The 21,344-nt window shown below is 72.7% G+C and carries 24 protein-coding genes; 11 read left to right on the top strand and 13 right to left on the bottom strand.

The features are described 5' to 3' along the window. Positions 1-40: 40 nt before the first annotated feature. From fxsA to HCN51_RS05685, 4 genes are all read right to left on the bottom strand, one after another. The gene (gene fxsA / locus HCN51_RS05700; protein ID WP_168007530.1) at positions 41-211 is read right to left on the bottom strand and encodes an FxSxx-COOH cyclophane-containing RiPP peptide; all 171 of its coding nucleotides are present in this window, start codon (positions 209-211) and stop codon (positions 41-43) included. Positions 212-526: 315 nt separating this feature from the next. Next, positions 527-895, bottom strand: coding sequence for a hypothetical protein (locus HCN51_RS05695; RefSeq protein ID WP_168007529.1), 369 nt, complete (start codon positions 893-895; stop codon positions 527-529). A gap of 20 nt (positions 896-915) precedes the next feature. Beyond that, the gene (locus HCN51_RS05690) at positions 916-1,128 is read right to left on the bottom strand and encodes a hypothetical protein (RefSeq protein WP_240972498.1); all 213 of its coding nucleotides are present in this window, start codon (positions 1,126-1,128) and stop codon (positions 916-918) included. Continuing rightward, entirely contained in the window at positions 1,097-1,621 is a 525-nt protein-coding gene (locus tag HCN51_RS05685; protein WP_240972497.1) for a hypothetical protein, read from the bottom strand. The genes HCN51_RS05690 and HCN51_RS05685 overlap by 32 nt, the downstream gene beginning before the upstream one ends. A gap of 475 nt (positions 1,622-2,096) precedes the next feature. Between HCN51_RS05685 and HCN51_RS05680 the strand changes: the two genes are divergently transcribed. The 5 genes from HCN51_RS05680 to HCN51_RS57985 all read left to right on the top strand — a co-directional run bounded on the left by HCN51_RS05680 (position 2,097) and on the right by HCN51_RS57985 (position 5,899). Beyond that, positions 2,097-3,530 carry a dihydrolipoyl dehydrogenase family protein gene (locus tag HCN51_RS05680; RefSeq protein ID WP_346433543.1) on the top strand — a complete coding sequence of 478 codons (1,434 nt, stop codon included), beginning with the start codon at positions 2,097-2,099 and terminating at the stop codon, positions 3,528-3,530. 16 nt (positions 3,531-3,546) lie between these two features. Further along, entirely contained in the window at positions 3,547-3,870 is a 324-nt protein-coding gene (locus tag HCN51_RS05675; protein ID WP_168007525.1) for a hypothetical protein, read from the top strand. A gap of 230 nt (positions 3,871-4,100) precedes the next feature. Continuing rightward, positions 4,101-4,541, top strand: a complete 441-nt coding sequence (locus tag HCN51_RS05670) for a VOC family protein (protein WP_240972495.1) — start codon at positions 4,101-4,103, stop codon at positions 4,539-4,541. A gap of 53 nt (positions 4,542-4,594) precedes the next feature. Further along, the gene (locus HCN51_RS05665) at positions 4,595-5,284 is read left to right on the top strand and encodes an alpha/beta fold hydrolase (protein WP_168007523.1); all 690 of its coding nucleotides are present in this window, start codon (positions 4,595-4,597) and stop codon (positions 5,282-5,284) included. Positions 5,285-5,494: 210 nt separating this feature from the next. Next, positions 5,495-5,899 (top strand): cytochrome P450 family protein, encoded by a 405-nt coding sequence (locus tag HCN51_RS57985; RefSeq protein ID WP_206066618.1) that lies wholly within the window; start codon positions 5,495-5,497, stop codon positions 5,897-5,899. 43 nt (positions 5,900-5,942) lie between these two features. Here HCN51_RS57985 and HCN51_RS05655 read toward each other — a convergent pair whose 3' ends face one another. Next, a complete protein-coding gene (locus tag HCN51_RS05655; RefSeq protein WP_168007522.1) occupies positions 5,943-7,094 on the bottom strand; it encodes a serine hydrolase domain-containing protein in 1,152 nt (383 codons plus the stop codon). A gap of 107 nt (positions 7,095-7,201) precedes the next feature. Here HCN51_RS05655 and HCN51_RS62150 point away from each other — a divergent pair, with 107 nt between their 5' ends. Both HCN51_RS62150 and HCN51_RS05645 read left to right on the top strand, forming a co-directional pair. Further along, complete coding sequence (locus HCN51_RS62150) at positions 7,202-7,828, top strand: TetR/AcrR family transcriptional regulator C-terminal domain-containing protein (RefSeq protein ID WP_168007521.1); 627 nt, start codon at positions 7,202-7,204, stop codon at positions 7,826-7,828. A 35-nt stretch (positions 7,829-7,863) separates the two neighbouring features. Continuing rightward, on the top strand, positions 7,864-8,625 hold the full coding sequence (locus HCN51_RS05645; RefSeq protein ID WP_168007520.1) for an aminoglycoside phosphotransferase family protein: 762 nt from the start codon (positions 7,864-7,866) through the stop codon (positions 8,623-8,625). A 63-nt stretch (positions 8,626-8,688) separates the two neighbouring features. Here the strand turns inward: HCN51_RS05645 and HCN51_RS05640 are convergent, their stop codons facing one another. Both HCN51_RS05640 and HCN51_RS61105 read right to left on the bottom strand, forming a co-directional pair. Beyond that, a complete protein-coding gene (locus HCN51_RS05640; protein WP_168007519.1) occupies positions 8,689-9,453 on the bottom strand; it encodes a hypothetical protein in 765 nt (254 codons plus the stop codon). Then, entirely contained in the window at positions 9,410-9,664 is a 255-nt protein-coding gene (locus HCN51_RS61105; protein WP_168007518.1) for a sigma-70 family RNA polymerase sigma factor, read from the bottom strand. Before HCN51_RS61105 ends, HCN51_RS05640 begins: the two co-directional genes overlap by 44 nt. Before the next feature lie 743 nt (positions 9,665-10,407). Here HCN51_RS61105 and HCN51_RS61100 point away from each other — a divergent pair. Further along, entirely contained in the window at positions 10,408-10,542 is a 135-nt protein-coding gene (locus HCN51_RS61100) for a hypothetical protein (RefSeq protein WP_277349924.1), read from the top strand. 19 nt (positions 10,543-10,561) lie between these two features. Here the strand turns inward: HCN51_RS61100 and HCN51_RS05630 are convergent, their stop codons facing one another. The 4 genes from HCN51_RS05630 to HCN51_RS05615 form a co-directional block, all read right to left on the bottom strand. Continuing rightward, entirely contained in the window at positions 10,562-11,167 is a 606-nt protein-coding gene (locus HCN51_RS05630; RefSeq protein WP_168007517.1) for a response regulator, read from the bottom strand. After that, the gene (locus HCN51_RS05625; RefSeq protein ID WP_168007516.1) at positions 11,164-12,387 is read right to left on the bottom strand and encodes a sensor histidine kinase; all 1,224 of its coding nucleotides are present in this window, start codon (positions 12,385-12,387) and stop codon (positions 11,164-11,166) included. The genes HCN51_RS05630 and HCN51_RS05625 overlap by 4 nt, the downstream gene beginning before the upstream one ends. Next, entirely contained in the window at positions 12,387-13,628 is a 1,242-nt protein-coding gene (locus HCN51_RS05620) for a hypothetical protein (protein ID WP_168007514.1), read from the bottom strand. The genes HCN51_RS05625 and HCN51_RS05620 overlap by 1 nt, the downstream gene beginning before the upstream one ends. A gap of 112 nt (positions 13,629-13,740) precedes the next feature. Next, positions 13,741-14,220, bottom strand: a complete 480-nt coding sequence (locus HCN51_RS05615; protein WP_168007511.1) for an SRPBCC family protein — start codon at positions 14,218-14,220, stop codon at positions 13,741-13,743. A 249-nt stretch (positions 14,221-14,469) separates the two neighbouring features. Here HCN51_RS05615 and HCN51_RS05610 point away from each other — a divergent pair, with 249 nt between their 5' ends. Genes HCN51_RS05610 through HCN51_RS05600 form a run of 3 tightly spaced genes read left to right on the top strand, consistent with a single transcriptional unit; the run spans position 14,470 to position 20,089 of the window. Further along, positions 14,470-18,300, top strand: a complete 3,831-nt coding sequence (locus HCN51_RS05610; protein WP_168007509.1) for a Pls/PosA family non-ribosomal peptide synthetase — start codon at positions 14,470-14,472, stop codon at positions 18,298-18,300. After that, positions 18,291-19,604 carry a M1 family metallopeptidase gene (locus HCN51_RS05605; protein ID WP_240972493.1) on the top strand — a complete coding sequence of 438 codons (1,314 nt, stop codon included), beginning with the start codon at positions 18,291-18,293 and terminating at the stop codon, positions 19,602-19,604. The genes HCN51_RS05610 and HCN51_RS05605 overlap by 10 nt, the downstream gene beginning before the upstream one ends. A 50-nt stretch (positions 19,605-19,654) precedes the next feature. Next, on the top strand, positions 19,655-20,089 hold the full coding sequence (locus tag HCN51_RS05600) for a nitroreductase family deazaflavin-dependent oxidoreductase (RefSeq protein ID WP_168007507.1): 435 nt from the start codon (positions 19,655-19,657) through the stop codon (positions 20,087-20,089). A gap of 45 nt (positions 20,090-20,134) precedes the next feature. On the opposite strand, the gene HCN51_RS05595 is transcribed toward HCN51_RS05600, so the two are convergent. Together HCN51_RS05595 and HCN51_RS05590 are read right to left on the bottom strand one after the other, a co-directional pair. Then, positions 20,135-20,410, bottom strand: coding sequence for a YciI family protein (locus HCN51_RS05595; protein WP_080036694.1), 276 nt, complete (start codon positions 20,408-20,410; stop codon positions 20,135-20,137). 25 nt (positions 20,411-20,435) lie between these two features. Then, positions 20,436-21,344, bottom strand: coding sequence for an amidohydrolase family protein (locus HCN51_RS05590; RefSeq protein ID WP_168007505.1), 909 nt, complete (start codon positions 21,342-21,344; stop codon positions 20,436-20,438).

Raw genomic sequence — 21,344 nt, 5'->3', positions numbered from 1 at the left:
TTTCCGGCCTTTCCGAGGCCGCCGCCGGGGCAGCGAGTCGCTAGATACTCGAGTCGAAACCCGCGATTGCGCCGCGCGGATCCTCTGCCTCGGCAATGATCCGCGCGATCGAGTGCGCAAGCACGGTGCTGTCCAGCGACAGCAGTTGCTTAAGGTCTATATCGCCCAGATCGGGCAAGTCTGAGTCGATGTCGTTGCCCTCGTTGGCCATGGGGGTTAGGGTAGCTCAAATCTTAGCCGGTTACGATCCTTCTCGCGTAGTGCCGCGATCATTTCTCAGGACGATAATACGGTTCCGCTGTGATGTGGCTACAAGGACACCCGGCACGCCTGACCAGGGAGGCGTCGACTTCGCGGAAACCCGGACAATCTTTGCGCCACAGTTCGTGGCGGCGGATCGTCAGGCACCGATGGCGGCGTTTCGCCACTGTTGGGGGTTTTGGGTTGGTGGGGCTTGCGGCAACGTTTTTGCAGATGCAGCCGACCCTGTGGATCATGAGCGCCCATGGCCCTGTCGAGGATGCCTCTAGTCCATGATCTCTGTGTCTCTGGTCAGGAGGGAGGTTTGCTGAGCTGGCCAGGCGGCGGCCAGGTCGGCGATGCGCTGCTCCTGCCAGGTCAGCGACGTGTACGGGGCGGAGGCCGACGGGGCCGCCCCGAGGATCCGCAGCTCGGCGCCGGCCCGCTCGGCCCATCCGGCGGCGCCGAGCCGTTCGAAGGTCTCGGCGGCGCGGGCGAGGAGCGCCTGGGCGGTGGCGCGTTCGCGCGCGTGGCGCAGGCGGATCTCGTGGGCCGGCCGGATAAGTGCCGTTTCGAACGGGAACCGCGCCGCCGCCGGATGGGAGGTGGCCCGGGCGAACATGCCGGCGGCCTCCTGCTTGGAGTCCGCGGTCATGGCGAGCGCCCCGTAGCAGGTCAGGGCCAGGCGCGGAAAGAGCTCGGCGAAGCCCGCGTCACAGGCGGCGAGGGCGGGGTCTGCCCGCGCAGTGCCGCGAGTTGCGCCAGATGGCCACGCGTCTGGTGGGCGAGCAGATGCGGGCCGTGCTCGACCTCCAGCGCCAGAGCCCGTTCGCCGGTCCGTACGGCGGCGTCCCAGTCACCGGACCCCGGCTGATCCAGCGTGATCATGGTCAGCATGACCAGGCCGGTGACCACGGTGCCGGTCGCCGGCTCGCGATCCACGACGCGTTCCAGATGAGGCCGGTACCGGGTCGCTGAGCGCGACGATGCGGGCGCCGTACAGCTGGTGCAGCCTGCGCGGCAGCCCCGCGTCGCCGGCCTGGGACGGCAGCTCCAGCAGCGCGAAGGGGTTGGCGAGAGCCTGGTCCAGCACCCATCGGCGGACCCGCCCGTCCAGGGCGGGGTGGCGCTCGTCGAGCAGGCGCACCGCGTCCGCGCCGGTGCGCGGGCCGACCGTCATCTCGGGCAGCACCGCCGTGTCGAAGCGGGAGACGACCTCGTCCCGGACGGCGACCTGCAGCTTCATCGGGACGCCCCTGATCCGGCGCCCGACGAAGCCCGGCACGTCGACGCTGGAGCCGCCGAGCCAGTGGCCGTCGTCGTCCCTCAGCGGGAGCAACTGGTGCAGCCCGGAATGCTCCAGCTCCGACTCGACCTCCACCGCCGGTGATCCGGATGACGAGGTGGCCGTCCCGGACGGCCAGCTCAGCCGCTTCCTCCAGCAGCGCGCTCTTGCCCACTCCCGCCCCGCCCCGCACGACGAGCACCCGGCCGGCGGTGGACCGCACCATTCCGGAGAGCTCCGCCCGCTCACGATCCCTGCCGATGATCACCATCGCTGACTCCCCGTTCTCCTCCCCGGCCTGCATGGTGATCAGCTTCACCCGGCAGGGGGCCTCGAAGCCCCAGGGAGTGTCCCTGGCCGCACCCCGGGAGACACGGGCCTGTGCCGGGTGGGGCGCTCGCGGGCCTGTGCCGGGTGCGGTGCTCGCCGGTCAGGCGCGGCCCCACCTCCGCCGGGCGTCGCCCGACTCACCGTCAGATGACGGATGTGCGCGATCAGGAGCGCGGCCGACAGTGGGAGCGCCCCATGGGGGACGGCGGACCGCCGCCTTCCCGTCCACATTGGAGATCCTGTGCGCATTTTCGACGTCGTCGTCATCGGCGCCGGACCGGTCGGCGAGAACGTCGCCGACCGGACGGCCGCCGCCGGGCTGAACACCGTCATCGTGGAGGCCGAGCTGGTCGGCGGAGAGTGCTCCTATTGGGCGTGCGAGCCCAGCAAGGCGCTGCTCCGGCCGGTCCTGCTGCACGCCGAGGCCCGCGACATGCCCGGCATCGACCCGGGTCCGCTGGACGTCGAAGCCGTCCTGCGGCACCGCGACCGGATGTCCAGCGACTGGGACGACCAACCGCAGGTGCGGTGGCTGGAGCAGGCGGGCATCACCCTGATCCGCGGGCACGCGCGGCTGTCCGGGCCCCGGATGGTGGAGGTGACCGGTGCGGACCGCGAGACCCTGCGTCTGGCGGCCCGGCACGCCGTGGCCGTCTGCACCGGAAGCCGCCCCGCCGTGCCCCCGCTGCCCGGCCTCGCCGCCCTGCGGCCCTGGACCAGCCGCGAAGCCACCAGCGCGACCCGGGTCCCGCCCCGGCTGGCCATCGTCGGCGGGGGCGTGGTCGCCGTTGAGATGGCCACCGCCTGGCAGGCCCTCGGCTCACAGGTCACCCTCCTCGTCCGGGAGTCCGGGCTGCTTCCCCGGATGGAACGCTTCGCCGCCGACCTCGTCGCCGACGCGCTCCGCGCCTCGGGCGTCGACCTGCGCCTCGACACGACCCTCACGGCCGCGACCCGCGACACCGACGTCCGGCTCACGTTGTCGGACGGGGAGGTGCTGCATGCCGACGAGCTCCTGCTCGCGACCGGCCGGGCTCCGCGCACCGACGACCTCGGCCTGGAGACCGTCGGCCTGCGCCCCGGCAGCCGGCTGCCCTGCGACGACACCTACACCGTGCCCGGCGTCCCCGGCGACTGGCTGTACGCCGTCGGCGACGTCAACGAGCGCGCCCTCCTCACCCACCAGGGCAAGTACCAGGCGAGGATCGCCGGTACGGTCATCGCCGACCGCGCCCGCGACCATCCCCTCGACCGCGGCCCGTGGAGCCGGCACACCGGAACGGCCGACCAGGTCGCCGTGCCCCAGGTCCTCTTCGCCGACCCCGAGATCGCCTGCGTCGGCCTCACCACCGCCGACGCCGCGCGGCTGGGCAGGGAGGTGGACGTCGTCGACTACGACCTCGGCCTCGTCGCCGGCGCCCACCAGCACAGCCCCGGCTACCGGGGCCGGGCCCGCATCCTCCTCGACCCCGCCCGCGGCACCCTCCTGGGCGCCACCTTCGCCGGCCGCGGCGTCGCCGAGCTGCTGCAGTCGGCGACGTTCGCCATCACCGGCGAGATCCCGTTGGAGCGCCTCTGGCACGCCGTCCCGGCCTTCCCGACGCTCAGCGAGGTCTGGCTCCGCCTCCTCGAAACCCACCGGGACACCGCCGTACCCCTGCGCAGCGGGCGCTGAGAACGGGAGCACGAACATGGAGTGGTTCTTCCTGCACTGGACCTTCATGGCCTACCTGACCGCAGGCTTCGACCCGGCCGCCCCGCCCCGGACCGGACGGCACTGGTACGAGCCGCCCGGCCCCGCGGAAAAGTGGATGATCGAGACCGCCTACGAGACGGTCGCCGCCGAGGACCGCTGCACGCGATGCGGCGCCCCCCTGGGCCGTCCCCGTCTCCGGGTGGACGCCTGGCCCATCCGGGTCGCCGCCCGCTGCCGCGGCACCGCCCGCCACCGCCACCGGGCCACCGTCTTCCGCACCCCGGACGGCCTCCACACCCACCCTCTCGTCCGCGCCTAGCCGAGTCCGCCGCCACCCGTCTCGGGGCTGCCGTGGATGACCGTCAAATGACGGATGTGACGGACGCCCTCGCGGCCGAGAGTGTTCACGTCAGGAGAACCGCCGGGATCCGCGTACGAGACCACCCAGCGCGCGGTCGCCGGCCCGGCCAAGACCGGGTGCCCCGAAAACCCCTCACCGGGCGCGTCGCCCACCGGCCCACTCACGCAGAAAGCGAGAAGCACATGGACATGAAGCTCGAAGTCGTCGTCCTGCCCGTCTCCGACGTCGACCGCGCCAAGGACTTCTACACCCGGCAGCTCGGCTTCCGCCTCGACGCCGACTTCCCGATCAACGACGGCTACCGGATCGTGCAGGTCACCCCGCCCGGCTCGGCGTGCTCGATCATCTTCGGCGACGGTGTCTCGGACTCCGCGCCCGGCTCGGCCGAGGGGCTGCACCTGATCGTGGCGGACATCGAGCAGGCCGTGAAGGAGCTGGCCGGCCGGGGCGTCGAGGTCACCGAGCCGTTTCACGACGCCACCGGCGCCTTCCACCACGCCGGCGGCCGCGAGCGGGTCTCGGGCGCGCACCCGCAGCGGGCCAGTTACGGGTCCTTCGCCGCGTTCGCCGACCCTGACGGCAACGGCTGGATCCTCCAGGAGATCACGGTACGGGCGCCGGGCCGCTGACCTCACACCGGCTCACCACCCTGACAGGGCGACTTGCGAAAACGGAGGAGAACATGGTGAACAAGGGGACGCTGCTGCTCGTGCACGGCGCCTGGCACAGTCCGTCGTGCTGGGATCGGCTCGTGCCCGAGCTGGAGGAACGCGGCTGGCGCACGTCCACGGTGGACCTGCCGAGCACGTGGGGGGATCCGCAGGTGGGGATGTACGACGACGCGCGGGCCGTACGGGAACGGCTGCTTGCCCTGGAGGCGCCGGTCACCGTGCTCGCGCACTCCTACGGCGGCGTCCCCGTCAGCGAGGTGGCCGAGACCGTGCCGAACGTGCGGCGGCTCGTCTACCTCGCGGCCCACATGCTGCAGACAGGGGAGGCGGTGATCACGCCGCTCGGCGGGCCGTGGTTCCCCCAGGACGCCGAGCTGCTGCCGGCTCCCGACCAGCCGATCGAGACGCTCTACCACGACGTGCCCGCCGAGTGGGCGCAGGCGGCCGTCGCCCGGCTCAGGCCGCAGAGCGCGCGGGCGTTCACCGAGCGGCAGACGCGGGCCTCGTGGCGGGCGCTGCCGTCCGCGCTCATCGTCTGCGACGATGACCGGATCATGCCCGAGCTGTTCATCAAGCGGCAGCTCACGATGACCGAGGTGGTCAGGCACCTGCCGGGGGACCATTCTCCGTTCTTGTCGCGGCCGGGCGAGCTGGCCGGCCTCGTCGACGAGGTGGCGGCGGCTCTGCCCGCCCGCGGATGAGACAGCTCGGCGGGTGCCGCTGAGCCAGGCAGAGGTGAACGGTGCAGCACGGCGAACCGGCGGCTCAGGGTCTGGCTGGTCACCAGGTACGCCGAGGCCAGGGAGCTGCTCGACGATCCCCGGCCGGCTGTCGCGGCCGCGCCCGCGCAGCGAGCAGATCGCCGACCACGACGCGTTCAGGACCTGGACCGCCCCGTTCGTGGCGGCCTCGTGCGGAGGAGATGCGCGAGGCGCACGCGTGGATGCCACGCCTACCTGACCGATCTCGTCGCCGCCAAGCGGGCCGCGCCCGGCGAGGACCTGCTGTCGGAGCTGGTGCGCGTCTCCGACGAGGGCGACCGGCTGTCGCGGGACGAAGTGGTGTCCATGGCGTTCCTGCTCCTCGTGGCGGGCCACGAGACGACGGTCAACCTGATCGCCAGCAGCGTGCTCGCCCTGATCGTCGCGCCCGCCCAGCTGGCCGCGCTGCGGGCCGCCCCCTCCCCGCTGCCGGGCGCCGCCATGGGGAGGTTGCTCGGCCGCTTCTCCAGCATCGAGCTGGGCTCGCCCGTCCTGCAGCGGCGCGCCAGCACCCTCATCCGCGGGCTGCACACCCTGCCGGTCCGGGTCCGCTGAACACGGCTACGGGCGCTCGTCGGAGGACGCGGCCCGCGCCGGGCTACGGGCGGCCGTCGGACGCCGCCGCCGCGCGCATGACGGCGTCGATCAGGAGGCGGTTCTCCGGAGCGCCGCCCCCACCGGCGGTGAAGCGCCGGCGGGCGTAGCCGTAGGCGATGCCGCTGCCCGGGTCGGCGAACGACTGGGCGCCCACGGCGCCGCTGTGGCCGAAGGCGTCGGCGCCCAGGCCCGGGTAGCGCGCGCCCAGGGCCTCGAAACCGAGCAGGAAGTGATCGCGTTCCCCGGTCACCAGGTCCACGCCCGGCGTGTGCGGCCGGGTGAACTCGATCAGCGTGGCCGGCTCCAGCAGCGCCGTCCGCCCGTCGATCGGGCCGATGGCGGCGGCGTACAGCTTGGCCAGCCCGCGGGCGTTGCCCACGCTTCCGGACGAGGCCGGGCCCAGGGCGCGTACGTGCCGGTCGTTGGCGAACTCCACCAGATCGGTGGGCCGGGCCGCGTTGAGGTTGAAGGCGATGCCGAGCAGGCTGTCCGGCGCGGGCGAGGCGGATGCGCTCCGCTGCTCCGGCGCGAGCGGCTGGACGGGGAGGTAGCGGGGCTCCTCGTCCTCGGGCAGGCCGAGGAAGAAGTCCAGCCGGTACGGGACGCGCACCCGTTCGTCGTACACCTCCTGGAGCGAACGCCCGGTGACGCGGCGGACCACCTCACCCGTCAGTGCCCCGATGACGAAGGCGTGGTAGCCGTAGCCGCTGCCCGGCCGCCAGTACGGCGCCTGCCCGGCCAGGCGCCGGGCCAGCAGCCGGTCGTCGGCCAGCTCCGCCGTGCTGAACCCGCCCGGCACGCCGATCAGGCCCGCGCGGTGGGCCAGCAGGTCGCGCAGGGTGATCTCGCCCTTGCCCGCGGCGGCGAACTCCGGCCAGTAGTGGGCGACGCGCCGGTCGAGCTCCAGCGTGCCGTCCTGCACCAGCAACGCCACGACCAGGTGGGCCGCGCCCTTGCCCGAGGAGTACAGGGCCAGCAGGGAGTCGCCGCGCACGTCCGGGCCGGTCCACAGGTCCACGACCGGGCGGCCGTGGTGCCGGACGGCGAGCTGCGCGCCGAGGCCGGGCTCGCCGGCGGCGACGTCCGCGAACGCCCGCCGGACGTCCTCGAACCCTGCGGCGACCGTGCCGTGGACGATCTCGTGGCTGGTCATCAAGCCGGTTTGCCTCATCATCTCCGGTCCCTTCTCTTGCTAAGCGACCTGAACTGTACAGCACAGTTCATATGAACTCAACAGTACAGTTCAGCTAGGATGGGGGCGTGACGACAACGAGCAGGCGCGTCCCGACGGGAGAGCGCGCGGCACGCAAGCGGGCCGCCATCGTGCGGGCGGCCCGCCGCCAGTTCCTGGAGCACGGCTTCGGCGCCGGCATGGACCACATCGCCGCCGAGGCCGACGTGTCCAAGGTGACCGTCTACAACCACTTCGCCAGCAAGGAGGAGCTGTTCACCGAAGTGGTGAGCGACGCGCTCGAACAGGCGCTGGGCCAGACCATGCGCGCCATGAACGAGCGGCTGCGCACCGGCGACGACCTGCGCGACATCCTGTGCGCCACCGCCCGCGAGTGGGTCGAGGGCATCGCCCAGCCCGACGTGCTCGCGCTGCGCGCGCTCATCACCGCCGAGGCCCGGCGCTTCCCCGAGCTGGGCCGCCTCTGGCGCCGGCACGGCCCCGACCGCTTCGCCGAGCCGCTGGCCACCGCGCTGGCCGCGCGCGACGACCTCGACATCCCCCAGATGGAGTTGGCGATCGTCCAGTTCTACGCGCTGGTGCTCTACCCGCACATCGTGCACAGCGCCTACGGCGACCGCCTCGACCCCCGGTTCACCGACGACCTCATCACCACCGGGGTGGACATGTTTCTGAAGTATTACCGGAAGCGCTGACGGCCGGCCGCCGGCCTTGAGGATCGTAGGTACCCATGGAGATTCTGCAGGACTTCGCGCATCGCAGGGTGGTGCGCGTCGGCGACACCGTACGCAGGCCCATCCACCCGTGGACGCCGGCCGTGCACGTCCTGCTCCGGCACCTGGAGACGGCGGGCTTCCCATACTCGCCCCGGGTCCTGGGGATCGATGAGGAGGGACGGGAGATCCTCACCTACATCGAGGGCGAGTCCGGCCCCCAAGGCTGGGTCAAGGTGGTCGAGGACGGCGGCCTGGTGTCCCTCGCCCTCCTGCTGCGCGACTACCACGACGCGGTCGCGGGCTTCCGCCTGCCCGACGGGCTGACGTGGTCGAGCGGCGAGACGGAGGCGGGCGACGACGACGTGATCTGCCACGGCGACTTCGGCCCGTGGAACATCGTCTGGCGCGGCGACCGCCCCGTCGGAATCCTCGACTGGGACTACGCCCGGCCCCGGCCCCGGCTGCACGACGTCGCCTACGCGCTGGAGTACCTCGCGCCGTTCCGCGACGACGCCGAATGCCTGCGCTGGCTGCGCTACCCGGCCCCGCCCGACCGGCGGCACCGCCTGGAGGTGTTCGCCACCGCCTACGGCCTGACCTCGACTGAGGGGCTGGTCGACGCGGTCTTCGAGGTGCAGCGGGACGTGATCCGGCAGGTCCGCCTGCTGGCCGGGGCCGGGCGGCAGCCCCAGGCCGACTGGGTCGCCAACGGCTTCCTTGAGGAGGCGGCCCGCAAGCTGGCCTGGGGCCAGGCCAACCGCGACCTGTTCGAGTAGGCGTAGCGCCACTGCCGAGCGTGCTCCGGCATGAAGGACAGGCGACAACTGCCTGAGCAGCCGTCAAGGCGTGGCCATGGCCGAATTTCTGTGGCAGGGAGGTGTCTTCCTTCTGATGCGATACAGCCCTTCGCCTACCAGGTCCGAGTGTTTCTTCGCCTCACTCTCCAGCGCGGCCGGCCAGATCGTCCGGCTGTCCCAGGTGAAATCATGGAGCATTTGAATCGAACCGAGATCATGGCCCGACAGATCTGCCCCGCAGAGGTCCCGTGCCGCCGACTTGTAGGTGTCCTCGGAAAATCGTGGCAGGTCCATCGCAAGGTCGCTCGCCCGCGCAAGGCTACGTCCCAACGTGCTGACCAGTGACCCCGTGAGGGTGCTCATGTATGCCTCGAGAAGAAGATCGTCTGTCGTGGTGGGCGCCATGGCGGCTTTCAGCGCGCGGGCCATGGCCACATTGAGCAGCTGCACCAGCGCTTCCACCTCGTGCAGGTTGTCCGCGCACGCCTTGTTGAAGGCCGCGTCGACGGCCTGCAGCACACCGTCCAGTCGTTCTGAGGCTGGTGTGACCTGTACGAGGCTGTTCGCGAGCACGGTGGCACGATAGACGTCGGCGATGGTCTGGCGGAGCCGGACGTGCGCCATGAACGGGGTGAGTTCGGGCGTCGGCCTTTCCGGACGCATGTCGAGCAAATTCGTGAGCAGGACATTGACGTCGGTGCTCTTTTCCACCCTTCTGGCGAGAGTGGCATTGGCCGAGTCGAGTAGGCGGTCGAGTTCTTCGTCAGTCATCTGCGCTGCTGAATCGTCGTGGTCCGAGGCGGTCACTCGTCTCCTTCCTCTCGTTCAGATGGTAGGGGAGAGTCCTTTTCAGAGAGGTGCGGGCCTTTTTGACGAGATCGCGTGCCTGCTGCTCGGTCATGCCCAACTGCTCGGCGATGACGGCATAGCTGAACTCGTCCATGCGATAGGCCATGGCAAGGCGTTGGTCGGGAGGAAGGGCCCGCAGGGCCGCGCGGACATCGGATTCGAGGGCCACCTGGTCGGCCCAGTCCTGGCCGATCCGGTCGTGATTGGCGTATCCGAGTCGAAGGGAATTGTCGGGACCTGACGCCGCTTCTGGCCGCGAGGGCGCGCAAGGGCGCGAGTGGCGACAGCTCGGACCCATGCCTCCGGCTCTCGGATGGACATCCATTGGAATGGCCGATTGATCAGCAGCCGCCACGCGTCGTGGAATGCCTCCTGTGCTGCGTCCTCGCTGTCTTCATGAGAGGCGCCGTAACGCATGAGGAACATTTTCAAACGTGCATACTCGTTCTCCGCGAACGATACGAAGGCTTCGCGTACCGCACGGCGCGTTCCGGCTGCGGAGTCTAGCGCTGGTCGCTCTGGATGCTGATCACTCATCGGCTCGCGCCCGATACCTGTCCGTATGGGGTTGCGTCGGCCGCTTTGGTCAACTCTCGGAGGAGTGCGCGATGCCAGCGGCGGGACAACCACGTGCTCACGATGGTGGTGAGGATGCCGGCGCATGCCACGCATGCGGAGATGAGGGCAGTTGGATCCATCGGGGGATGCCTCCCGGTCGCTGTGTTCTTCTTGCTACATGAATAAGTGGCTACCGGGGGCAAGGTTGGGGAGTGGCGGTTGCGTCACGGTTGAACATCCTTGCGACTTGGGTGTTGCTTTTTGGCGCAGCGTGTAAGGCTTCTCCGCGGGCCGCAGTTGTTTACGCATTTCTGGGCTGCGGTGAGATGTTTGTCGCCAGAATGCGGTAACCGTATGGACGTGCTTGAAACCACGGCTTCAGGCAGTTCGAGGGGAAGAGGTCATGGGCCCCTCGACCTGTCGCCCGACCGGCTCGCCAGGCTCACCGCCGCCTCCGACCGCTACGCGGCCACCCGGGCCGCCGCCTGAGAGGGCACGCTGGGGAGGGTCAGAGCCAGCCGGCGTCGCGGGAGATGCGGATGGCGTCGATGCGGTTGCGGGCGCCGACCTTGCTGATCGCGTTCGACAGGTAGTTGCGGACCGTCGCCTGCGACAGCGACAGGTCGGTGGCGATCTGGGCGACGCGGATGCCGGTGGCGGCGGCGCGCAGGACCTCGGTCTCGCGCGGGGTGAGCGGGCTGCTGCCGGTCTCCAGAGCGGCGGCGACCAGCTCCGGGTCGATGACGCGTTCGCCGCGGGCGATGCGGCGGATGCCGTCGGTGAGGGAGTGGGCGGGGGCGTCCTTGACGATGAAGCCCCTGACGTGGACCTTCAGGGCGCGCAGGAGGTTGCCGGGCTGGCTGAGGCCGGTCAGGACGAGCGTGCGGCAGGCCGGGAGCCGGGCCGACAGCTGCTCGGCGGCGGACAGACCGTCCAGGCCCGGCAGGTCGATGTCGAGGACCGCCACGTCGGGCCCGGTGCGCAGGGCGGTGGCCAGGACCTCGTCGCCGCGCTCGATCTCGGCCACCACCTCCATGTCGTCCTCCAGCGACAGCAGGGCGACCAGGGCTGAGCGGATCATGTGCATGTCCTCGGCGATCAGCACACGGATCACGCGACCTCCTCGGGGACTTCTACCGACAGCGTGAACAGGCCGTCGCGGACGGTGGTGAGCCAGGTGCCGGACGCGGCCCGGGCCCGCTCGGCCAGCCCGGCCAGCCCTGTGCCGGCTGGGGTGGGGCTCGGGTCGGCCGCCTCGGACAGCTCCGTGCCGGGTGGGGTGGGGCTCGGGCCGGTCGCTCCGGTGGGTGCGGGTGCCGGGGCCGGGTGGGCGCCGTCGTTGACGATCTCCAGGCGGACCGTGCCCTGACGCCGGGTGAGGGTGATGGTGCAGGTGCGGGCGTCACTGTGGCGCAGCAGGTTCGTGGTGCCCTCGCGGATCGCCCAGGCCAGGGCACTCTGGGCCGCGCCGGACAGGGGCGGGACGTCGGCCACGTCGAGGCGGGTGTCGACGCCGGCGGCGCCGAGCAGGGCCGCGGCCCCGTCGATCTCGGTGCGCAACGACACCGAGTGCTCGTCGCGGGTGATCGCGCGTACGTCCCGCAGCGCGTCCCTCGCGACGCCCGTGAGGCTCTCGACCTCGGCGCGGGCCGCGGCGGCGTCCTTCGCGAGCAGGCGCAGGGCCAGGTCGCCCTTGAGGGAGATGGCCGACAGGCTCTGGCCCAGCAGGTCGTGCAGGTCGCGCGAGACGCGGACGCGTTCCTCGCCGACGGCGGTGGCGGCCAGCTCGGTGCGGGTGGCCTCCAGCTCGTGCAGCAGCCGCACCAGGCGGGCGCCGCCGACCAGCGTGCCGGCGTACAGGACCAGACTGAACAGGCTGTACGAGCCCAGGAGCAGGGCCTGGGCGACGGTGTAGGCGTCGTCGTGCAGCATGCCGATCACCTCCTTCACCGGGTTGTGCAGGAGCTGCGCGATCGCCGCGAGCAACAGCGGGCGGCCGCGGAGCAGCATCACCATCGACGCGAGCGCGAAACCGGTGAAAGCCTGCCAGTTCGAGCCGAACCACCACAGCGGGACGTTGGCGAGGGCGACGAGGGCCGCCAGGGTCCACGGCCAGCCCGCCGGGCGCCCGCCCCTGGTGGCGGCCAGGCTGTGCCGCAGGCTCAGGCAGAGGGCCAGGACGAAGGCGACGGTGCCGGCCAGCGGGTCGCCGGCCGGGCCGTCCATGCCGAGGGCCGTGTAGACGGGGACCTGCCCGGCCAGCACGACGTGCAGGGCGATCAGCGGCCACAGGGGGTGGCGCACGACCCAGCGCGGCGTGATCGGCGGCGTCATTACCGGACCTCCGACGGGCTCGCTTGCGACGTGCCAGCCTTCGTCGGGTCGGCCTCCGTCGGGTCGGTGGCGGGCCGGACGTCGATGGTCTCCGTGGTGTCGTCGGTGCGCACCTCCAGGCGTGCCCCGCCCGGCTGGGCGACCGCCGTGATCGTGCAGGTGCGCAGCCCGTCGGCGCGCAGCAGGCGGGTGACCGTCGCGCGCAGGGCCGCACGGGGCCGCGGTGCGATCGTGTCGGGGACGCCCGTTCGGGGAAGGTGCAGGCGGGTCTCGATGCCGGCGGCGGACAGCAGGGCGGCGGCCGTGTCGAGCTCGGCGCGCAGGGACGGCTGCCGATAGCCGCGCACCCGCTGCCGGGCGTCGGCGAGCGTGCGCCGGGAATCGTCGGCGAGCCCGGACAGCTCGGCCACCAGCTCGGCCCGCCGCCGGTCGAGCTCGGCTCGCCTGCCGACTCCGGCCCGCCCGTCCAGTCCGGCCCGCCCGTCCAGTCCGGCCCGCCCGTCCAGTCCGGCCCGCCCGTCCAGTCCGGCCCGCCCGTCCAGTCCGGCCCGCCCGTCCAGCTTGGTCCGCTCGCTGAGTTCGGCCTGCGCGTCGAGCAGCGGCGTCAGGAGGCTGGTGGCGCGGGTGCCGCGGGTGGCGAGGGATTCCAGGGCCGTGCCGAGGGTGGTGCGGAGGTCGTCGTCGATGCGGCGTCGCTCCTGCGCCACCGCCCGCTGGGCGAGCACCTCCCTGGCCGACCGCAGGCGGACGAGGGCGGCGGACAGCCACACGAGCATGAGCACGGCCCCGCTGCCGCACAGCGCCGAGAGCGTGAGCCATGGGGCGGCGTTCCACGGCAGGCCCAGCAGCAGGGACGCGGGCGCCGCCGCGAGCACCAGCGACAGGTACGCCGCGAACGCCCACGGGCCGGGCAGGACCAGGACCGCCGACACGGCGAGGCTCGTGTAGGCGCGCGGCCACATGTTCCCGGCCACGGGGGTGGCGGCGAGGACGATCACGGCCATCGCCGCGAAGGTCCAGTGGCCGGCCGGCTGCCGGGCGGCGCGCGCCGCGTACCGGACGTGGTGCAGGTGGAGGGGCAGGTACGCGGCGGTCGCCGCGACGCTCCACAGCCCGGTGCGGGTGTCGTTGCCGGGATAGCTGAAGGCCAGCGCGACCTGCAGCAGGGGCAGCAGGCCGCTGCAGGCGACCGCGCCGGCCGGCGCGAGCCGGACGACGCGGTCGGACCGCCAGAACCCCACCAGCCGAACCGCCCCTCGTCCACGTGCCCTGGCTGACCAGGGTAGGTGACCCGGCCGATCGGCGACCACCAGCGGCGGCCGGGACGGGGAGAGGGGGAGGGTCATGCCGGGCTCAGGCCCGCACGCCCGCGTCGATCACGCGGCCGAGGTTGTCGAGCTCGTTGGCCCGGCCGGCGGCCAGCCGCTGTGTCCACTCCTCGTCGTGCATCGCGTCGGCCGTCATCGTGACGCGGACGCCGTCTTCGACCGGCTCCAGCTCGACCACGGTGAGGAAGTCGTACGGGTCGACGCCGGGGATGAAGTCGGCGAGCGAGGTGTAGGAGAGCCTGCCGGGCTCGGACACCTCCACGAACGTCTTGCGGGACTCGGTGCTCAGCGGCATGCCGTGGCTCTCCATGAACGCGATCTGCTCCGGCGCGGTGGCGGTCATCGTGTAGATGAGGTCGCCGCCGGGCCGCAGGTCGAGCTTGCCGACCTCGACGGTGAAGCCGTCGGGCGACCACCAGGAGGCGATGCCCTCCGGGGTGGTCCACAGCTGCCAGACGTGCTCGGGGGTGGTGGGGTAGGTGCGGGTGATCTGCACGCTTGCCATGGTGGGCTCCTTGTGAAGCGGTCGAGCGGGTGATGAAGCCCCACCCTGCACCTTCGGTGGCCTGCGCGAACAGATGCGGATGTCACTATGGGCGCCGTGTGTTTCGCGAGTAAGGGGACGTAGTGGCGGAATAGGTACGGTCGCGGCGGCCGTTGCGTGTGGGGTGGCGAACGCCACGACGGTGGCGGATGATGCGGGGGCCCGTGTGCCTTCCCGAGGCATCGACCGCCTGACCCCAAGGAGCGGCGTTTGCGTAGCGACTCGGTCGATGTGTCCCGGAAGGCCGCTTCCGCGGTTTATCCCGCCGGAGTGCTGGCGGCGTCCCCTCGTACCCTCGTCGACGTCCTCGACGAGACCGCGCGCCTGCACCCCGACGCGCCCGCGCTCGACGACGGCACCGTGTGCTGGAGCTACCGCGACCTGCGCGCGGAGGTGGACCGGATGGCCGCGGAGCTGGCGGAGGCGGGGATCGGCCGCGGCGCCAGGGTGGGCGTGCGGGTGGTGTCGGGGACGGCCGAGCTGTACCTGTCCATCCTCGCGGTGCTCGCCGCCGGGGCCGCGTACGTGCCGGTCGACGCCGACGACCCGGACGAGCGGGCCGAGCTGGTCTTCAGCGAGGCCGCCGTGGACGCGGTCATCAGCGACAAGATCACCGTGCTCGGGGAAGGCCGGAACGACGGCGGCCCGCCCGCGCCGGACGACGACGCGTGGATCATCTTCACCTCCGGCTCGACCGGCAAGCCGAAGGGTGTCGCGGTGACGCACCGCTCCGCGGCGGCGTTCGTGGACGCCGAGGCGGGCCTGTTCCTGCGGGAGCGGCCGATCGGCCCGGGTGACCGCGTGCTGGCCGGGCTGTCGGTGGCCTTCGACGCCTCGTGCGAGGAGATGTGGCTGGCCTGGCGGCACGGCGCCTGCCTGGTGCCCGCGCCCAGGGCGCTCGTACGCACCGGCATGGACCTCGGGCCGTGGCTGGCCGGCAAGGGCATCACGGTCGTCTCGACCGTGCCGACGCTGGCCGCGCTCTGGCCGGCCGAGCACCTCGACGGGATCAGGCTGCTGATCTTCGGCGGGGAGGCGTGCCCGCCGGAGCTGGCCGCGCGGCTGGCCGTGCCGGGGCGGGAGGTGTGGAACACCTACGGCCCCACGGAGGCGACGGTGGTCGCGTCGGCGGCGCCGCTCACCGGTGAGCAGCCCGTCCGCATCGGGCTGCCCCTCGACGGGTGGGACCTGGCGGTGGTCGGCGACGACGGCGAGCCGGTCGCCATGGGGGAGACCGGCGAGCTGGTCATCGGCGGCGTGGGCCTGGCCCGCTACCTCGACCCGGTCAAGGACGCCGAGAAGTACGCGCCGTTACCGTCGCTGGGCTGGGCGCGCGCCTACCGCAGCGGCGACCTGGTGCGGGCCGACCCGGAAGGGCTCGTGTTCGTCGGCAGGGCCGACGACCAGGTGAAGCTGGGCGGGCGCCGGATCGAGCTGGGCGAGGTGGACGCCGCGTTGCAGGCGCTGCCCGGTGTCACCGGCGCGGCGGCGGCCGTCCGTACCGCCGGAGGCGGGCATCAGCTCCTCGTCGGGTACGTCGTCACCGGCCCCGGTTTCGACGCCGGCGAGGCGCGCGACCTGCTCGCCGACTCACTGCCCGCCGCCCTGGTGCCGCGCCTGGCGCCGGTCGGCGCGCTCCCGACCCGCACCTCGGGCAAGATCGACCGCGACGCGCTGCCCTGGCCCCTGACCGGGCGACTCGCCGTCTCGGAGCTGACTCCCGCCGAGGCGCGGCTGGCCGGGCACTGGACCGCGATCCTGGGAGTGGCGCCGGAAGGGCCCGGCGACGACTTCTTCGCCAGCGGCGGCACGAGCCTCGCCGCGGCCAGGCTGGTGTCCGTGCTGCGCCCCGACCACCCCGACGTGGCCGTGGGCGACGTGTACGCGCACCCGACGCTGGCCGGCCTGGCCGCGCTCCTGGCCACCAGGGGCGGCTCCGAGGCCGCCCGCCCGCCCGTGACGCCCATGCCACGCCGGGCCGCGACGGTCCAGGCGCTGCTCATGGTGCCGCTGCTCACGGCCGGCGCCATGCGCTGGATCGTCCCCCTGGCCGCGCTCGGCAACGTGCTGGCCCCGCCGTGGGCGCCCGCGCTGTCCTGGTGGTGGGTGGCGCTGGGCGCGCTGGCGTTCCTCACCCCCATGGGCCGGGTCGGCCTGTCGGCGGCGCTCGCCCGGCTGCTGCTGCATGGCGTGCGGCCCGGCGGGCATCCGCGCGGCGGCGGCGTCCACCTGAGGTTGTGGTTCGCCGAGCAGTTCGCGGCCAGGCTCGGCGTGCCCGACCTCGCCAGCGCGCCCCTGATGACCTGGTACGCCCGGCTGCTCGGCGCGCAGGTGGGCGCCGACGCGGACCTGCACTCGCCGCCGCCCGTCACGGGCCTGCTCAAGGTCGGCAGGGGCGCGTCGATCGAGCAGGAGGTGGATCTCAGCGGGCACTGGTTCGACGGTGACGTCCTGCACGTCGGCGAGATCAGGATCGGCGCCGGCGCCACGATCGGCTCCCGCTCCACGCTCCTGCCCGGCGCCAAGATCGGCAAGAACTCGCAGGTGGCGCCCGGGTCGGCGGTCGCCGGCACGGTGCCGTCCGGCGAGCTGTGGGCCGGCGTGCCCGCGTTCCGCCAGGGCAGGTCGCGCAAGCCGGGCGAGCGCGCCGCGCGTTCCCCCTGGTGGACCGCCCTGTACGGGGTGACCGCCGTGGCGCTCGGCCTCCTTCCCGTCGCCGCCGCCGGGGCCGCCTTCGCGGTCCTGGCCTGGTTCGCCCGCGAGGCGCGCACGCTCGGCGCGGCGCTGGCCGCCGCCCTGCCCGGCGTGCCGCTCGCGACGGTCACCGGCATGGCCGCGTTCGCCCTGCTCACGCTGGGCAGCGTGCGGCTGCTGGGCCTCGGCCTGCACGCCGGGCAGCACCCGGTGCACAGCCGGCAGGCGTGGCAGGCGTGGGCGACCGGCCGGCTGATGGCCTCCGCCCGCGTCTGGCTGTTCCCCCTGTACGCGAGCGTCCTGACCCCGGCGTGGCTGCGGGCGCTCGGCATGAAGGTGGGCCGGGGCGCCGAGCTGTCCACGGTGCTCGCGCTGCCCACGATGACGTCCGTCGGAGACGGCGCCTTCCTGGCCGACGACACGATGGTGGCCCCGTACGAGCTCGACGGCGGCTGGATGCGCATCGCGACCGCGCGGATCGGCAAGCGCGCCTTCCTCGGCAACTCGGGCATGACCGCCCCCGGCCGCAAGGTGCCCAAGGACGGGCTGGTCGGCGTGCTGTCGGCGACGCCGAAGAAGGCCAAGTCCGGCTCGTCGTACGTCGGCATGCCGCCCATGAAGCTGCGCCGCACCGCGGAGGAGGGCGACAGGAACCGCACCTACGACCCGCCCGCCCGGTACAAGGTGGCGCGGGCCGTCGTCGAGGCGTTCCGCGTGGTGCCCGCCATGGCCGCGGTGGCGCTCGCCGTCCTGGCCGCCGCCGCGTTCGAGGCCGTCGCCGCCCGGTACGGCTTCGCGGCGGCGATCGCGCTGAGCGGCGTGATCATGGCGGTCGCCGGCGTGGTGGCGGCGGCGGTCGCCACGGCCGCCAAGTGGCTGCTCGTCGGCCGGATCGGCGCGGGCAGCCGGCCGCTGTGGAGCTCGTTCGTGTGGCGCAACGAGCTGGCGGACAACTTCGTCGAAGTGCTGGCCGCGCCCTGGTTCGCCCAGCCGTGGCTGGGAACCGCGCCGCTGAACGTGTGGCTGCGCTCCCTCGGGGCACGCATCGGACATGGGGTCACGTGTGACACGTACTGGCTGCCCGAGGCGGATCTGGTGACCCTCGGCGACGGCGCGTGCGTCAACCGGGGCTGCGTCCTGCAGACCCACCTCTTCCACGACCGGGTCATGAGCATGGACACCGTCACCCTCGACGCCGGCGCGACCCTCGGCCCGCACGGCGTGGTGCTGCCGGCGGCACGGGTGGGCGCCGACACCACGGTCGGCCCCGCGTCCCTGGTCATGCGGGGCGAGCACGTGCCCGATCGGACCCGCTGGTTCGGCAACCCGGTCTCGGCATGGCGATGACCGAGCAGATCCACAGCACCCCGCACCTGCCCGGGGACCCGTACTTCCCCGCGCACGGCGACCACCGCTACGGCGTCTCGCACTACGACCTGAGGCTGACCTACCGCGTCCCCGCCAACCGGCTCGACGGCACCGCCCTGCTGACGGTCACGGCCGCGGAGCCTCTCAGCGCGCTGGAGCTGGACTTCGCCCAGCTCAGGGTCGCGGGCGTCACGGTGGACGGCATGCCCGCCCGCCACGCCCACGGCCGGGGCAAGCTGCGCGTGACACCGTCCCGGCCGCTGGCCGCGGGGGAGCGGGTCGTCGTGGGGGTGCGTTACTCCGGCAAGCCCGTGCCGGTGCCGAGCCCCTGGGGCGGGCTGGGCTGGGAGGAGCTGAGCGACGGCGCGCTCGTCGCCGGCCAGCCGATCGGCGCGCCGTCCTGGTTCCCGTGCAACGACCGTCCCGGCGACAAGGCGTCCTACCGCATCTCCGTGACGACGGCCACGCCGTACCAGGTCATCGCGAACGGCGCGCTGCTGGCCAGGCGGCGCGGCGCCGGGAACACGACCTGGATCTACGAGCAGCCCGAGCCCATGGCGACCTACCTGGCCAGCGTGCAGATCGGCCGCTACCAGATCTCCGAGTACGGCGGCGCCCGGCTCGCCCACCCGCCCCGGCTGGCCGCCCGCGTCCGCCACGACTTCGCCCGGCAGGGCCAGATGATGGCGCTGTTCGGCGACCTGTTCGGCCCCTACCCGTTCAGCGGTTACACGGTCGTGGTGGCCGACGACGACCTGGAGATCCCGGTCGAGGCGCAGGGCATGTCGATCTTCGGCCGCAACCACGTGGACGGCGTGCGCGGCGGCGAGCGGCTGGTCGCGCACGAGCTGGCCCACCAGTGGTTCGGCAACAGCCTCACCGTGGCCCGCTGGAGCGACATCTGGCTGCAGGAGGGCTTCGCCACGTACGCCGAATGGCTCTGGTCGGAGTCGTCGGGCGGCCCGCCCGCCGCCGAGCACGCCCGGCGCTGGCGCCACCGCCTCACCCAGCTCCCTCAGGACTTCGTCCTGTCCGACCCGGGCGCGCCGGCCCTGTTCGACGACCGCGTCTACAAGCGCGGCGCGCTGACGTTGCACGCGCTGCGCGGGGCGATGGGCGACGAGCCGTTCTTCACCGCCCTGCGCGCCTGGACCGCCGCCCACCGCCACGGCACCGTCACCACCGGGGGGTTCACGGAGCACGTCCAGCGGCACACCGCCCGCCCGGTCGCCCCGCTGCTGTCCGCCTGGCTGCACGACCGTGCACTGCCCGGCCTGACCTGACCTGACCAACGGCAGGAATGGCGAACGGGCGGGGGTTGTTGGTGGTGAGCATGTCGGACGAGACTGTAGAGCTGAGCCCCAGCGACTGGGTACGGGACCAGACGAAGAAGATCCTTGAGACCGGCACCACCGAGGGCATCGACATCGCCGGGTCGCCGATCGTGCTGCTGACCCTGCGCGGTGCCAAGAGCGGCAAGCTGCGCTACACCCCCGTGATGCGGGTGGAGCACGAGGGCCGGTACGCCGTCGTGGCGTCCAAGGGGGGCGCTCCCGAGCACCCCACCTGGTACTACAACATCAAGGCGCACCCCGAGTTCACGCTGCAGGACGGCACCGTCACCAAGCGGTACGTCGCGCGGGAGGCCGAGGGCGCGGAGCGGGCGGAGTGGTGGGAGCGGGCCGTCGCGGCCTATCCGGCCTACGCCGAGTACCAGACGAAGACCGACCGGCAGATCCCGGTGTTCGTGCTGGACCCGAAGGAGTGACCCGGCGCGGCCGGCGGCAGGCCGCCGCCGGCCGCACCGCGAAGGTCAGTCGAGGGAGCCGACCGTCACCCGCCACTCCCGCAGCGTGCGGTCCTTGGTGACGTCGAGCTGCGTGTACGGGTCCTGGTCGACGAGCGCCTGCGCCGCCGCCTCGTCCTCCGCCCGCAGCACGATCATGCCGGCCGTCAGGTCCGTGTACGGGCCGGCCGCGACGACGGCGCCCCGCTCCCAGAGCTTGTTCAGGTGGGCCAGGTGGTCGTCGCGGCGCTCCGCGCGCAGCGGGGTGTCGTTGTAGCCGTAGGTCAGGACGAACAGTGCCATTCCTGGGTACTCCCTTTCGTTGATGTCAGCCGCCCAGCCCGTACACCCGCCGGGCGGTGCCGGCGAAGACGGCGTGCTGATCGGCGGGCGGCAGGTGGGCCAGCGCGTCCTTCCACGCGCCGACCAGGTGCGGCATGGTGGTCCAGAGCCGCTCGACCGGGAAGTTGGTGCCGAACATGGCCCGGCCGGCGCCGAAGCGGGCGAGCACCTCTCCGGCGACGAAGGAGATCAGCTCGGGGTCCACGCGGTGGACGAACGTGCCCTGGCCGGTGAGCTTGACCACCACGTTCGGCAGCTCCGCCAGCGCGGACAGCCCGGCCCGCCACGGCTCCACGTACTCCTCGCCGATGAGCATGCCCGCGTGCACGAGCACGAAGGTGAGGTCGGGGAAGGCCGCGACCAGCTCGGCCGCGTCCGCCATCTGCTCGGGGAAGACCTGCAGCTCGAACAGCCAGCCGAGGCCGGCGACCGCGCCGAGGCTCTTGCGGAGCACCGGGTCCTTCATCCGGTCGGGCGCGGTCGCGAAGCGGAACTCCGGGCGTTCGTGCCAGTGCAGCTGCTGCCGGATGCCCCGGACCAGAGGGGTGAGCGCGGCCTGCCGCCGCAGGACCTGCGGCGTGTCGTCGTCGAACAGGTCGGCCGCCGCGACGACCGCCGACGGCCGGCCCGTCTCCTCGTGGACGTCGCGCAGCCAGCGCACCTCGTCCACGACCCGGTCGAGCGGCCAGTTCGTCTGGACGTAGACGGATTCGGTGATGCCGCAGGCCGTGGCCTCGGCGGCGTACTCGTCGATCAGGTAGTCGCGCCTGATCGCCTCGTACGGCCCGAAGATGCGCGGCACCATCGGCCCGGACAGCCACGGCAGGTCGGCGACCCGCCAGATGTGGTGGTGCGCGTCGACGATGTCGCCCGAGTACGGGGCCGCTTCCGGCAT

Source organism: Nonomuraea composti (genome assembly GCF_012034275.1).
Lineage (GTDB): Bacteria > Actinomycetota > Actinomycetes > Streptosporangiales > Streptosporangiaceae > Nonomuraea > Nonomuraea composti.
Note: the sequence above shows the minus strand (reverse complement) of the source record. Positions and strands in the feature narration are given on the sequence as shown.

What these genes read in the sequence shown, in the direction of transcription:
- fxsA (WP_168007530.1), bottom strand. Translation starts at nt 211, where the DNA reads ATGGCCAACGAGGGCAACGACATCGACTCAGACTTGCCCGATCTGGGC.
- HCN51_RS05590 (WP_168007505.1), bottom strand. Translation starts at nt 21,344, where the DNA reads ATGCCGGAAGCGGCCCCGTACTCGGGCGACATCGTCGACGCGCACCAC.
- HCN51_RS05625 (WP_168007516.1), bottom strand. Translation starts at nt 12,387, where the DNA reads ATGACGCCGCCGATCACGCCGCGCTGGGTCGTGCGCCACCCCCTGTGG.
- HCN51_RS05605 (WP_240972493.1), top strand. Translation starts at nt 18,291, where the DNA reads ATGGCGATGACCGAGCAGATCCACAGCACCCCGCACCTGCCCGGGGAC.
- HCN51_RS05690 (WP_240972498.1), bottom strand. Translation starts at nt 1,128, where the DNA reads ATGATCACGCTGGATCAGCCGGGGTCCGGTGACTGGGACGCCGCCGTA.
- HCN51_RS05665 (WP_168007523.1), top strand. Translation starts at nt 4,595, where the DNA reads ATGGTGAACAAGGGGACGCTGCTGCTCGTGCACGGCGCCTGGCACAGT.
- HCN51_RS05695 (WP_168007529.1), bottom strand. Translation starts at nt 895, where the DNA reads ATGACCGCGGACTCCAAGCAGGAGGCCGCCGGCATGTTCGCCCGGGCC.
- HCN51_RS61100 (WP_277349924.1), top strand. Translation starts at nt 10,408, where the DNA reads ATGGACGTGCTTGAAACCACGGCTTCAGGCAGTTCGAGGGGAAGAGGT.
- HCN51_RS05600 (WP_168007507.1), top strand. Translation starts at nt 19,655, where the DNA reads ATGTCGGACGAGACTGTAGAGCTGAGCCCCAGCGACTGGGTACGGGAC.
- HCN51_RS05675 (WP_168007525.1), top strand. Translation starts at nt 3,547, where the DNA reads ATGGAGTGGTTCTTCCTGCACTGGACCTTCATGGCCTACCTGACCGCA.
- HCN51_RS05645 (WP_168007520.1), top strand. Translation starts at nt 7,864, where the DNA reads ATGGAGATTCTGCAGGACTTCGCGCATCGCAGGGTGGTGCGCGTCGGC.
- HCN51_RS05670 (WP_240972495.1), top strand. Translation starts at nt 4,101, where the DNA reads ATGAAGCTCGAAGTCGTCGTCCTGCCCGTCTCCGACGTCGACCGCGCC.
- HCN51_RS05655 (WP_168007522.1), bottom strand. Translation starts at nt 7,094, where the DNA reads ATGACCAGCCACGAGATCGTCCACGGCACGGTCGCCGCAGGGTTCGAG.
- HCN51_RS05595 (WP_080036694.1), bottom strand. Translation starts at nt 20,410, where the DNA reads ATGGCACTGTTCGTCCTGACCTACGGCTACAACGACACCCCGCTGCGC.
- HCN51_RS05615 (WP_168007511.1), bottom strand. Translation starts at nt 14,220, where the DNA reads ATGGCAAGCGTGCAGATCACCCGCACCTACCCCACCACCCCCGAGCAC.